This is a genomic window from Bacteroides sp. OM05-10AA, assembly GCF_003439055.1.
Lineage (GTDB): Bacteria > Bacteroidota > Bacteroidia > Bacteroidales > Bacteroidaceae > Bacteroides > Bacteroides intestinigallinarum.
In genome coordinates this window covers 1-12,970 of sequence record NZ_QSUR01000021.1, presented here as the reverse complement: position 1 = coordinate 12,970, position 12,970 = coordinate 1, and the positions used below count along the sequence as shown (strand labels likewise).

The 12,970-nt window shown below is 36.0% G+C and carries 10 protein-coding genes; all 10 read left to right on the top strand.

What is annotated here, in order from left to right; translation table 11 throughout:
* Positions 1-11 precede the first annotated feature (11 nt).
* Positions 12-1,133, top strand: a complete 1,122-nt coding sequence (locus DXB58_RS16460) for a glycosyltransferase family 4 protein (protein ID WP_122137631.1) — start codon at positions 12-14, stop codon at positions 1,131-1,133.
* Positions 1,134-1,152: 19 nt separating this feature from the next.
* Positions 1,153-2,139 (top strand): nitroreductase family protein, encoded by a 987-nt coding sequence (locus DXB58_RS16455; RefSeq protein WP_122137571.1) that lies wholly within the window; start codon positions 1,153-1,155, stop codon positions 2,137-2,139.
* A gap of 91 nt (positions 2,140-2,230) precedes the next feature.
* A complete protein-coding gene (locus DXB58_RS16450) occupies positions 2,231-3,376 on the top strand; it encodes a polysaccharide pyruvyl transferase family protein (RefSeq protein WP_122137570.1) in 1,146 nt (381 codons plus the stop codon).
* Complete coding sequence (locus DXB58_RS16445; protein WP_122137569.1) at positions 3,373-4,488, top strand: glycosyltransferase; 1,116 nt, start codon at positions 3,373-3,375, stop codon at positions 4,486-4,488. Before DXB58_RS16450 ends, DXB58_RS16445 begins: the two co-directional genes overlap by 4 nt.
* An 18-nt stretch (positions 4,489-4,506) precedes the next feature.
* Positions 4,507-5,319, top strand: coding sequence for a glycosyltransferase (locus DXB58_RS16440; protein WP_122137568.1), 813 nt, complete (start codon positions 4,507-4,509; stop codon positions 5,317-5,319).
* A 19-nt stretch (positions 5,320-5,338) separates the two neighbouring features.
* On the top strand, positions 5,339-6,352 hold the full coding sequence (locus tag DXB58_RS16435; protein WP_122137567.1) for an NAD(P)-dependent oxidoreductase: 1,014 nt from the start codon (positions 5,339-5,341) through the stop codon (positions 6,350-6,352).
* A gap of 30 nt (positions 6,353-6,382) precedes the next feature.
* Positions 6,383-7,789 (top strand): undecaprenyl-phosphate glucose phosphotransferase, encoded by a 1,407-nt coding sequence (locus DXB58_RS16430; RefSeq protein ID WP_122137566.1) that lies wholly within the window; start codon positions 6,383-6,385, stop codon positions 7,787-7,789.
* Positions 7,790-7,823: 34 nt separating this feature from the next.
* Positions 7,824-8,648 (top strand): polysaccharide biosynthesis/export family protein, encoded by an 825-nt coding sequence (locus tag DXB58_RS16425; RefSeq protein ID WP_004303425.1) that lies wholly within the window; start codon positions 7,824-7,826, stop codon positions 8,646-8,648.
* A 9-nt stretch (positions 8,649-8,657) separates the two neighbouring features.
* Entirely contained in the window at positions 8,658-11,099 is a 2,442-nt protein-coding gene (locus tag DXB58_RS16420; RefSeq protein WP_122137565.1) for a polysaccharide biosynthesis tyrosine autokinase, read from the top strand.
* Between the two features lie 255 nt (positions 11,100-11,354).
* Entirely contained in the window at positions 11,355-12,920 is a 1,566-nt protein-coding gene (locus DXB58_RS16415; protein ID WP_199613112.1) for an ATP-binding protein, read from the top strand.
* Positions 12,921-12,970 lie beyond the last annotated feature (50 nt).

The window sequence follows — 12,970 nt, the reverse complement described above, 5'->3', positions numbered from 1 at the left end:
CCCTGTTTTATATGAATAAGAAAAAAATATGCTGGATTACTCCAGATTGCTTTATTGATTGCGATTTGAATTATTTTAATATGCATGAAATCTTAAAGCATTATGATATTCATTGGATTGTACTGTTTAGTAGAAATAATAGGTTTAAAGAGTCGGACTTTGAGCAAATAAAGAAAGAAAATACAAATCTAACAATTGAATTTTTTAGGTTTAATTATAAAATGCGTAATCCAAAGAATGTTCTAATAAATATACGTCTTGGCAAAGCTATAAAGAGGCAAGCTCCTGATATTATTTATATGAATTATAGTATCTATTCACCATGGGAATTGCCTATGTTTTATTTATTACCCAAGAGACATTATATTCAAACAGCACATCAGGGAGAAGTTCATATAGGCATGGGGCATAAGAAACTATTAAATGTACTGCGCAGATTGGTTTATTCTCGAGTAAAATATGTCAATATGTTTTCTAAGTCACAAGCAGAGCTTTTTCAGAAACATTTTCCTAATTCGAAGATATTTAAGATCCCTTTAGCTTTAAAAGACTTTGGTGTTCCTACCATTGTGAAACCTAAAGATGGTATTATTCGATTCCTTTCATTTGGTACAATTAATTATGCTAAAAATATTGATTTGTTAATAGATGCTGCATGTGTACTTTATGATAAAGGATATCGAAACTTTAGGGTATCGATTAATGGCATGTGTAAAGATTGGAGTTTTTATCAGACAAAAATAAAATATCCAGAGCTTTTTGATATAGATATTCGGTCAATAGATAATTCTGAAATAGCTAATCTATTTGCTTCCGCTGACTATTTTGTTCAACCTTATAGAGTGGTGTCTCAAAGCGGTCCTACAAAGATTGCTTTTAATTATAATCTTCCGATTATAGCTTCGAATTTGCCAGGTTTTTCGGATGAGATTCTTGAAAATGTAAATGGATATCTTTTTGAACCAGGAAACGTAAACGATTTAGTTCGTGTAATGGCCTCTGCTATAGATACGTATACACGTGATTATAGTAAGTTGAAGGCTTCAATAGCAGAGCATACAGAACGGTGTTATTCGGCAGAAAAAATAGCCTCTCAATATATAGAAATGTTTGATGAAGTATTATGTAGATAGTTTCTTAGATTAAAATCGTATGAAGGAAAAATTAAAGTTGGCTATTAAAGGAAATGTTTTTATCGTATGGCTACGTATTCTATTTGACAAAATAGGAGAGTCCTTTTCATTGACTTTGTATAGTGGAAGTACAAACCAGACAAAGGATATTTTTAAAAAACAGGCTGAATTACAAATCAGAATACATGCTTTGGAAAAGGGCATGTCTATTGGAAAAGTCAAAGTCGGTTTTGGAAAGGAAAAGGCTTTTGCTATCATAAAAGATCTTGCTGATTTGCTAAAAAGAGGAGGGGAAAAACAATTTGTTATAGAATCGGTTTCCGTATTGCAGAAATATGTAGAATTTAATAAGGATATGGGTGCTGATATGACAGAAGTGGAGATTTCTCTCCATAAGTTGTGTTCTTGTTACGATATTCAGATTATGGATGTAGGTGGAATATATAATCTTAGTTTGAAAGATATTTCTAGCAAATTGAAATCTCCATTTGATGAATTTTCTCAATTACGTTTTTCTATTCGCGATTTTGGATCCTTACCTGTGGATTTAGAACATGTGTGTGCCGCATTAAGACTTTGTGAACATACTCCATCTGCTTGTAATAGGCAAAGTTGGAGAGTTCATGTGTATACGGAAAATAAGTTAGTTACAAAAATGTTCAAATTACAGGGAGGAAGCAAGGGGTTTAATGAACAAATGCAATGTGCTATTCTTGTATGTGGTGATTTGAGGAATTATGGTTTTTATGAACAAAATCTTCCTTTTGTTGATGGAGGTCTTTATGCAATGAATCTTCTTTACGCTCTTCATTATTATGGTTTAGCGACAATACCATTGACTATGGGGCATAAATGGAGAATTACAAAAAAAATAAAACAGGAGATGCATCTTCCGAGTCATGAGGTTCCAGTTCTTTTGATAGGTGTAGGAACGTTTAAGGACAATTATAAAGTAGCAGTTTCGCATCGCTATTCGTATAATGAATATGTGAAATTCAATCAATAAATAATGAGAGTCGGATTACTGACTTTCGATGATGAAAAGAGAAAAATAATATTTAAAAGTTTTCTTGTAATAACGATATAAAGATGAATCAATGAAAATATTAATAGTAACTTTTACAGGTGGAGTTAATCCTGGTACTATTATGCAAGCAATAGGGGTGCAAACAGCCTTCAAACAGTTGTATCCTAATGCTCATATAGAGTTCTTGGATTTTCCGGATTTTAAAAGAGGTAAATTATCTGTTAGGGGGAAAAATGATTCACTATGGCATACATTTTTACAGAAAGCGTTTGCTGCATTTCGTTTAATCAAATATAATAAACTTAGAAAGACGTATTTTAATTATTCTCCAAGGGTGGATATGTTCAATTACGACAAGGCGTCTATAGCTTTCATTAAACAGTATGATTTAGTTGTAATTGGAAGTGATACAATCTTAGAGCAAGGCTATAATTTAGATGAAACAAAAATTGGATTGAATTGGATGCCTTTATTTGTCCCAAAACTTTATTTTGCAGCTAGTGCCTCTCCAGCTACTTTTAATCCTAGTATTGACTTAAAAGAGGTGGTGGAAAAGGCTTTGTTTATAGGACTTAGAGATAATCTAACAGTACAGTTCTTTATTAACAAGCTCGGAATAGAAGCAAAGCGTTTAGTTAAACAACCGGACCCTTCTTATTATTTAGATATTACAAAATTTATATTGCCTCAAAGATTAAAGAATAAAATTGATTCGAAAAAGAAATATGCTTTATACAATTTCAATTCGGACTTCCCATATCGGAAAAAATTGGCTGATAACTTGAAAAGCTTAGGTTATCAAGTCATTTCAACGGCTTATAATCCTTATGCAGATATGTGTTTTGATACAGTGAATGCTTTTGAATGGGCTGCAGTATTCCCATATATGGATATAATAGTAACAGAAAGATTTCATGATTCTGTTTTTGGTTTACGTAATTGTAAGCCCGTGGTAGCAATTGACTGGGATAAAAACAGATTTGCTGCTGAAGGGGATTCAAAAACATTTAGGATATTAGAAGATTATGGACATCAACATCTACATTTTAATCTATGTGGCAGTGCAGATTTAACCCCTATTTGTACTGCTGTCGAAAATATAACTCATTTATTTGATTTGAAGAAAATAAAAGAAGTAAATAATATCCAAACTGAATCTGCTAATAAAATTCTGATTGTTCTGAAAGATATTCTGTTAAGAAATAATTTGTTATGAAAAAAATTAAAATATGCTATGTTATTTCCTCTTTGAGTAATCAAGGTCCTCCGAATGTCCTCTATAATATTATACAGTATATGGATTTTTCTATATTTGAAGTTTCGATAATTACGATGGTTCCGGAACAAGAAATTTCACGTATTGAGGAATTTAGGGCATTGCCGATAAAAATTATTCAAATGTCTCCGAATAAAATACAGAATCCTATTGCAATGTTCTTTACATTAAAAAAATCAGTGGAACGGATAAATCCGGATATTCTTCATACACATTGTCCTCGTTCAATGTTCTTAGTGCCATTTCTCTCATCTAAATATAAAAAAATAGAGACAGTTCATATCTTCCCGGGTATACAACAGAAAGTATTGTATGGCAAATGGAAAGGAAAAATTGTGATTGCGCTTAGTCATTTCTTTACAAAGAAGATGGATTTGCCTATTGCTTGTTCGGAAAGTGTAGCACAAAGTTATTGGGATGAACAACACTATAAGATGAAAGCTATCCCAAATGGCTCTTCATTATCATTATGGAAATACGACAAAGAGCAAAAAGCGAAACTAAGAAAAGAGTTGGGATTAAAAGATGATGTGAAGTATTTTATTTTTATCGGGCGTTTTTCACAAGAAAAGAATCCAGATATGATAATACGCACTTTTGAAGAACTAAAAGATGATAGAATCGGTCTTCTCTTGCTTGGTAATGGAGAACTATACGATGAACTGAAAAAGCATGAAACTGAAAATTTAAAAATGCCTGGATTTAAATCGAATATATATGATTATTTAAAAGCATCAGACTATTATATATCAGCTTCGGATGTAGAAGGGTTGGCTAATACGTTATTGGAAAGTATGACAGTTGGATTACCTTGTGTACTTTCTGATATCCCATCTCACAAAGAGGTTTTAAGTAAGGCAAAACAAACAATTGGATATACGTTCAATAACAAAGATATGAATGGATTAAAAAATGCTATTCATGATATATTGAAAATTGATGAGAATTGTACTAGGATTTACATTCAATCTCTTTTTGATAAATATTACACAGCGCAAAAAATGTCGGAATCTTATCAGAAAGCCTATATTGATTTGGTAAATAATCTATGATATTATTATTGAAAGATTATGATTACAGTATCTATCGTTGCCTATAAAACAAGTATTGAAGAAATGAGTAAATGCTTGCAGTCATTAACCTCTCCACTTGTTTCTACTATTTACATTGTTGATAATTCCAATCAAAAGTATATTGCGGATTTCTGTATGCAATATTCTAATGTTGTGTATATCGGCAGTGAGAATGTAGGTTATGGAGCAGGGCATAATAAGGCTTTGCGACAAGTTCTTCTAACTCAAGAGAAATACCATTTGGTTCTCAATTCAGATGTATATTTTGAGGCATCAGTATTAGATCATTTGGTAGGGTATATGGAGACAAATCCAGATGTAGCACAAGTTCAACCGAATGTTGTTTATCCCAACGGGGAAATGCAATATACGTGTAGGCTATTACCTACGCCGGCTAATCTTATTTTTCGTAGATTTCTGCCTAAAAAGATGGTAGAGAAAATGAATTATCGTTATACGCTTCAGTTTAATGACCATAAGAAAGAAATGAACATTCCTTATCATCAAGGTAGTTTTATGTTTTTTAGATTGGAATGTTTTGAAAAAGTGGGGCTGTTTGATGAAAGATTTTTTATGTATCCGGAGGATATTGATATTACTCGAAGAATGCATAAATATTATCGTACCATGTTTATACCTCATGAGACAATTGTGCATGCACATCGGGCAGCTTCCTATAAAAGCAAGAAAATGCTTAAAATACATATAACAAATATGATTAAGTACTTTAATAAATGGGGATGGATATATGATAAAGAGCGTAGTGTTTGGAACAAACAGTTATTGAGGGAGTTGGGGTATAAGAAATAAACTTTTCCATATATAAATTATGAATTACATCATTACGGGGGGGACCGGTTTCATCGGTACTCACTTGACCAATTTAATTAAAACACTTCATCCACAAGCTAAAGTCTATAATCTTGATATTGTGAAGCCAGGTACTCCCTTGCCTACAGTAAAGGATTATAAACCTGCATTGTGTGATGGACAGTTTTTGCAATCTGAATTTATTTACTGCGATGTGCGAAAACCAATAGAAGTGCCATTTGAGGTGACTTCAGAGGATGTGATTTTCAACTTTGCAGCCGTACATCGCACGCCTGGGCACTCTGATCGTGAGTATTTTGAAACAAATATTCGCGGTGCAGAGAATGTTTGTGCATTTGCCGAGAAATATAATATAAAAAAAATCGTATTTACATCGTCAATTGCCCCTTACGGAGCAGCTGAAGCGTTGAAGGAGGAAACTACATTACCTACTCCAAACACTCCTTATGGCATATCTAAATTAGTGGCTGAAAAGGTTCATATTGCCTGGCAGGCTAAGAAACAGGCAGAACGTCAATTGACAATTGTACGTCCGGGTGTTGTATTTGGGAAAGGGGAGAATGGAAATTTTACCCGTTTATATTGGGGTATCAAAATGCACACTTTTGCTTATCCTGGACGCAAAGACACCATCAAGGCTTGTATTTATGTGAAAGAATTAGTACGTTTCATGTTATATCGTTTGGAGCATCATGAGGAAGGTGTGGAATTGTATAACTGTACTTTTGAGCCTGCCTACACCATAGAGCAAATAGTAGACACGATTAAGAAGGTGACAGGTCTGAACCAAGTGGTTCCGTACATACCAAATTCTCTGATTATGCCTGTTGCTTATTGTGCAAAGATGGTGGGCAGTCCTATGGGGGTATGTCCAGCGCGTGTAAAGAAGTTACAGATATCCACAAATATTTGTGGAAAGAAACTCGCTGCATCGGGTTACAAATTTCATTATACTTTCGAAGAAGCGATTGCTGACTGGTATAAAGATAATGATAATCTTTATCTGAAATAAAAAAATATAGGCTCTTTAATAGATTAGAGTATGCAGGAAGTCCAACGTTTTAACAAAGTCCTAAAATCTTTGGTCCTTTTGGGGGACCTTATTTTGCTGAACCTGCTTTTATGGGGATTTAATTTGTTTCTGGGTACTCGTTTTTGGTGTATCCATTGCGGTTCTATCTTTCAGGGGATGACTCTTATCACTCTGTGCTATTTACTTTGTAACATGCATTCGGGTGTTATTCTTCATCGTCCTGTGGTACGTCCCGAACAGATCATGGTCCGTGTTTTACGTAACATGGTTCCTTTTGTCTTTTTATCGGTTTGTGCGTTGCTTGTTTTTCATTTTCATTTTTCTCATTCCCGCTATTTCGGACTGTTTTATGTTGCACTGATAATTGTCATTATTAGCTACCGCTTGATTTCCCGTCACTTTCTGGAGCTTTATCGAAAAAAGGGAGGAAATGTTCGTAAGGTCGTATTGGTTGGGAGTCATGAGAATATGCAGGAGCTTTATCATGCGATGACGGATGATCCTACATCCGGTTATCGTGTACTGGGTTATTTCGAGGATTTTCCTTCGGATCGGTATCCACAGGATGTTCCATATTTGGGACAACCCAATGAAGTAAGTGTTTTTTTAGAAAAACATGCGGGAGAGATTAATCAGCTTTATTGTAGTCTTCCTTCTGTGCGGAGTGCGGAGATTGTTCCTATTATTAATTACTGTGAAAATCATTTGGTCCGTTTTTTTAGCGTTCCTAATGTCCGTAACTATTTGAAACGTAGAATGCATTTTGAATTATTGGGTAATGTTCCTGTACTTTCCATTCGTTGTGAACCATTAGAGTCATTGGAGAACCGTATTATCAAGCGTGTTTTTGATATCGTTTGTTCAGGGTTATTTCTTATTACGGTTTTTCCGTTCGTTTATATATTCTTCGGAATTGCAATTAAATTAAGTTCTCCCGGTCCTGTTTTTTTCAAACAGAAACGCAGTGGTGAGGATGGTCGTGAATTCTGGTGTTACAAGTTTCGTTCAATGAGGGTTAATGCGCAATGTGATACTCTTCAGGCTACGGAAAATGATCCTCGTAAAACACGTATCGGAGAGATAATGAGAAAGACGAGTGTGGACGAATTGCCTCAATTCATTAATGTGTTGAAAGGGGATATGTCTATTGTAGGTCCCCGTCCTCACATGTTAAAGCATACGGAGGAATATTCTAATCTGATAAACAAGTTTATGGTTCGTCACTTCGTTAAACCTGGAATAACTGGCTGGGCTCAGGTGACGGGCTTTCGCGGTGAGACGAAAGAACTCTGGCAGATGGAGGGACGTGTGCAACGTGATATCTGGTATATAGAGCATTGGACTTTTTTATTGGACTTATATATTATGTATAAGACGGTGTATAATGCCATACATGGAGAAAAAGAAGCATATTAAAAAATAAAACTTAGGAATTAAAGGGCGTTTAATTATGAATTTAAGAATTATGATGAGAAGACTTAACAAAAGAAATTCGTGGCTACTATTGTTGCCATTCCTATTGGCTGCCTGCCAGTCTTATAAAAAGGTTCCCTATTTCCAGAATGTGGAAGTTGTGAACGAGGTAGAACAACAGGAAAAATTGTATGATGCCAAGATCATGCCCAAGGATTTGTTGACTATTGTGGTATCGTGTACTAATCCAGAACTTGCGATACCTTTTAACCTGACAGTTGCCAGCAATGCCGGAATAGCTGTGAGTACTTCGTCTTATGTGACTACCCAACCTGTATTACAACCTTATTTGGTAGATAATGAAGGAAACATAAATTTTCCGGTGTTAGGAGAATTGAAGTTAGGAGGTTTAACGAAAAGGGAAGCGGAACAGTTGATTATAGATAAACTAAAACCTTACATGAAGGAGATTCCCATTGTAACAGTGCGTATGGTAAATTATAAAATATCGGTTATCGGCGAAGTTACCCGTCCCGGTACTTTTACTATCTCTAATGAGAAAGTAAATTTACTAGAAGCTTTAGCCATGGCGGGTGATATGACAGTATACGGTCTTCGTGATAATGTGAAGTTGATTCGTGAGGACGCAAACGGCAAACAGCAAATTGTAACCTTGGATTTGAACAAGGCCGAAACCATTCTTTCGCCTTACTATTGGTTACAACAGAATGATATTATCTACGTAACTCCTAATAAGGCAAAGGCTCGAAATTCAGATGTAGGTAACAGTACCAGTCTCTGGTTCTCTGCAACCTCTATCCTGGTATCCATCGTCAGTCTATTAGTAAATATTTTAAAATAATGATTTGTAATGAAAGAAACAGATTTCAACGAAGCAAAAGAATCTAAGGAAGAAAATATAGACGTCAAGGAACTATTGTTTAAGTATTTGATCCACTGGCCCTGGTTTGTGGGGGCGGTTGTGGCGTGTTTGATTGCGGCATGGGTCTATCTTTATATGTCCACTCCCGTATATAATATTTCCGCTACGGTTTTAATAAAGGATGATAAAAAAGGGGGGAGTGCCGGAATGCTTTCCGGGTTGGAGAGTCTGGGATTGGATGGTATGGTCTCTTCTTCGCAGAATATTGATAACGAGATTGAAGTTCTCCGTTCAAAGACTATTGTCAAAGAGGTGGTTGAAGATTTGGGTCTTTATATTTCTTATACAGATGAGGATGAATTCCCTTCCAGGAACATGTATAAGACTTCATCTGTGCAAGTGAGTCTGACTCCGCAGGAGGCTGATTTGTTGGAGGAGCCGATGATAGTGAAGATGGCATTGCAACCACAGGGAAGTATGGATGTGACTGTGAAGATTGACGATGATGAATATCAGAAACATTTTGAAAAATTGCCAGCGGTTTTTCCTACCGACAAAGGGACATTGGCTTTTTTCCTGACACCGGACTCGGTATTATCTTCTAAAAGAACATTGGAAGAAGCTACAGATTTGGAAAAGACTACACGTAATATTACAGCTACAATTAATAGGCCTTTGACTGTAGCGAAATGGTGTTGCAAGAATATGACTATAGAACCTACTTCCAAAACCACTTCTGTAGCTGTTATATCATTGAAAAACTCAAATGTACAGCGCGGCAAGGATTTTATCAATAAGCTGTTGGAGATGTATAATATCAATACGAATAATGATAAGAACGAGGTGGCGCAGAAAACAGCAGAATTTATCAATGAACGTATTAGTATTATTTCGAAAGAACTCGGTAGTACGGAAAAGGATCTGGAAAGTTTTAAGCGTGGAGCGGGTATTACAGATTTAACCAGTGATGCACAGATAGCTTTGACGGGTAGTGCTGAATATGAAAAGAAACGTGTGGAGAATCAAACCCAGATTAATTTGCTGCAGGATTTGCAGAAATATATGCAAAATGAAGGTTATGAGGTTTTACCTAGTAATATCGGGTTGCAGGATTTGAATCTTGCTGCTGCCATCAATCGATATAATGATGTGCTTGTTGAGAGAAAACGTTTGCTGCGTACATCAACGGAGAATAATCCTACTATTATAAATCTGGATACAAGCATTAGTGCAATGAAAGAGAATGTACAAGTCTCTTTAGATAGGGTGTTGCGTGGATTGTATATCACAAAAGCGGATCTGGATCGTGAAGCGAATCGTTATTCCCGTCGCATCAGTGAGGCGCCTGGACAGGAACGTGAGTTTGTGAGTATTGCTCGTCAACAGGAGATAAAAGCCGGGCTTTATCTGATGTTACTTCAGAAGCGTGAAGAGAATGCTATAACTTTGGCTGCTACTGCCAATAATGCAAAGATAATAGATGACGCTATAGCGGATGATGCTCCTGTGTCTCCTAGAAGTAAGATTACTTATTTGATCGCTTTGATATTAGGTCTTGGAATTCCGGTAGGGGTTATTTATTTACTCGAATTAGCTAAATTTAAGATTGAAGGTCGTGCAGATGTAGAGAAACTTACCAGTGCACCTATTGTCGGTGATATCCCATTGACTGATGAAAAACAAGGAGCTATTGCTGTATTTGAGAATCAAAACAACCTGATGAGTGAAACCTTCCGCAATGTCCGAACGAATCTTCAGTTTATGCTTGGAAATGACAAGAAGGTGATTTTGGTTACTTCCACAGTCAGTGGTGAAGGTAAATCCTTTATCTCTGGTAATCTTGCTATCAGTCTTTCTTTATTGGGCAAGAAAGTAGTAATCGTTGGTCTTGATATCCGCAAGCCAGGTTTGAATAAGGTATTCAATATATCAAAAAGAGAACAAGGTATAACTCAATATTTGGCCAATCCGGAAAAGAACTTGATGGATTTGGTACAGCTTTCCGATGTCAGTAAGAATCTCTATATTCTTCCTGGTGGAACAGTTCCTCCTAATCCGACTGAATTGTTGGCCCGTGATGGATTGGATAAAGCGATTGAGACTCTTAAGAAGAATTTTGAATATGTAATTCTGGATACAGCTCCTGTTGGTATGGTTACCGATACTTTATTGATAGGACGTGTGGCTGATTTATCTGTTTATGTATGTCGCGCGGATTATACTCGTAAGAATGAGTATACTTTGATTAATGAACTTATTGATGGAAATAAATTACCTAACCTATGTACTGTGATCAATGGTTTGGATTTGAAGAAAAGAAAATACGGCTATTATTACGGTTATGGTAAATATGGCAAATACTATGGTTATGGTAAACGATATGGCTATGGTTACGGATATGGAGAAACTAGCGATAATAAAGAGAAATAAAGTGCTTCAAAGTACTTTTAAAAAAAGTGAGATGAAGAATGTGTAGGTCCCTAACTTCATGCTACACACATGAAGATCCCTACATTTTGTGGTCAGGAAATACACAGCGGTGTATTCCTGATCAACGCCCTCATATCGGTGTAAATCCGATGTGATTTCTATAATATCAACTGTCTGTGAAGATAGTTGATATTTTTTTTGTAATGCAATGACTGATGGATAATTTTTAGTAGCTTTGTGAAAAATATGATTGATATGGAAGATTTGCAAAGATTATATCCTATCGGGATTCAGACATTCTCTAAGATACGGGAGGGGAATTACCTCTATATTGATAAAACAGCATATGTTTATCGGATGACTCATTCGGCTTCCAGCTATATGTTCTTGAGCCGTCCACGACGTTTTGGGAAATCATTACTTACTTCTACGCTGCATAGCTATTTTTCCGGACGCAAGGACCTGTTTCACGGATTGGCTATGGAGAAACTGGAGAAGGAGTGGACGGAATATCCGGTACTTCACTTCGATATGAGTATGGCGAAACATGTGGATAAAGGAGGATTGGAACGTCTTCTTGATTTTATGCTTGCTGAATATGAACGTACGTTTGCTATTAACACAGTAGAGGGGGATGCCAATCTACGCTTAGTCAATCTTATTAAGCGTGCTTATGAGCAAACAGGTAAGAAGGTGGTTGTGCTTATTGATGAATATGATGCTCCTTTGCTTGATGTAGTACATGAACGGGAAAATCTGGATGTATTGCGTAACATCATGCGTAACTTCTACAGTCCGTTAAAAGCTTGTGATCCTTATTTGCGTTATGTATTTCTGACTGGTATTACTAAATTCTCACAACTAAGTATTTTTAGTGAGTTGAATAATATAAAGAATATTAGTATGGATGAGCCATACGCTGTTATCTGTGGAATTAGTGAAGATGAGATACGTTTGCAAATGAAGGATGATTTGGGAGGATTGGCAAAGAAATTGGAGATAACACCTGAAGAGGCTTTGATGAAATTGAAAGAAAATTATGATGGTTATCATTTCACTTCTCCTTCGCCCGATATATATAATCCTTTCAGTTTGCTAAATGCTTTTGCAGATGGAAAATTTGGATCTTATTGGTTTGGTAGCGGTACGCCTACGTATCTGATAAATATGTTGAAGAAGTTTGGCGTGGAACCTTCCGAAATTGGAAATAATAGGGTTTCGGTCGAGGATTTTGATGCACCAACAGAAAGGATGACAAGTATTATCCCGCTGCTATATCAAAGTGGCTATATCACTATTAAGAATTATGATGAGGAATTAGACTTGTATACATTGAATATTCCTAATAAGGAAGTGAGAATAGGCCTGATGAAAAGTCTTCTTCCACATTATGTCGGTAGTAAAGCTCCGGAAACCACGACAATGGTGGCTTATCTTTCCCGCGATATCCGTAATGGGGATATGGATGCTGCGTTACACCGTTTACAAACGTTCCTGTCCACTATACCGCAATGCGATAATACGAAATATGAAGGACACTATCAGCAGGTCTTTTATATCATATTTAGTTTATTAGGGTATTATGTGGATGTGGAAGTTCGTACTCCTCGTGGACGGGTAGATATAGTGCTTCGTACGAAGACTACATTGTATGTGATGGAACTGAAACTGGATAAAAGTGCGGGTGAAGCGATGGAGCAAATTGATTTGAAGAATTATCCGGAACGCTTTGCTTTATGTGGATTGCCTGTTGTAAAGGTGGCTGTCAGTTTTGATAGCGAACGGTGTACGATTGGGGACTGGGAGATTATAAATGCTTAAGTATGTGAAAAATATGATTGATATGGAAGATTTGCAAAGATTATATCCTA

Excerpts from the sequence above, each read along its gene's own strand:
- DXB58_RS16460 (WP_122137631.1), top strand. The coding sequence starts at position 12 with ATGAATAAGAAAAAAATATGCTGGATTACTCCAGATTGCTTTATTGAT.
- DXB58_RS16455 (WP_122137571.1), top strand. The coding sequence starts at position 1,153 with ATGAAGGAAAAATTAAAGTTGGCTATTAAAGGAAATGTTTTTATCGTA.
- DXB58_RS16450 (WP_122137570.1), top strand. The coding sequence starts at position 2,231 with ATGAAAATATTAATAGTAACTTTTACAGGTGGAGTTAATCCTGGTACT.
- DXB58_RS16445 (WP_122137569.1), top strand. The coding sequence starts at position 3,373 with ATGAAAAAAATTAAAATATGCTATGTTATTTCCTCTTTGAGTAATCAA.
- DXB58_RS16440 (WP_122137568.1), top strand. The coding sequence starts at position 4,507 with ATGATTACAGTATCTATCGTTGCCTATAAAACAAGTATTGAAGAAATG.
- DXB58_RS16435 (WP_122137567.1), top strand. The coding sequence starts at position 5,339 with ATGAATTACATCATTACGGGGGGGACCGGTTTCATCGGTACTCACTTG.
- DXB58_RS16430 (WP_122137566.1), top strand. The coding sequence starts at position 6,383 with ATGCAGGAAGTCCAACGTTTTAACAAAGTCCTAAAATCTTTGGTCCTT.
- DXB58_RS16425 (WP_004303425.1), top strand. The coding sequence starts at position 7,824 with ATGAATTTAAGAATTATGATGAGAAGACTTAACAAAAGAAATTCGTGG.
- DXB58_RS16420 (WP_122137565.1), top strand. The coding sequence starts at position 8,658 with ATGAAAGAAACAGATTTCAACGAAGCAAAAGAATCTAAGGAAGAAAAT.
- DXB58_RS16415 (WP_199613112.1), top strand. The coding sequence starts at position 11,355 with ATGGAAGATTTGCAAAGATTATATCCTATCGGGATTCAGACATTCTCT.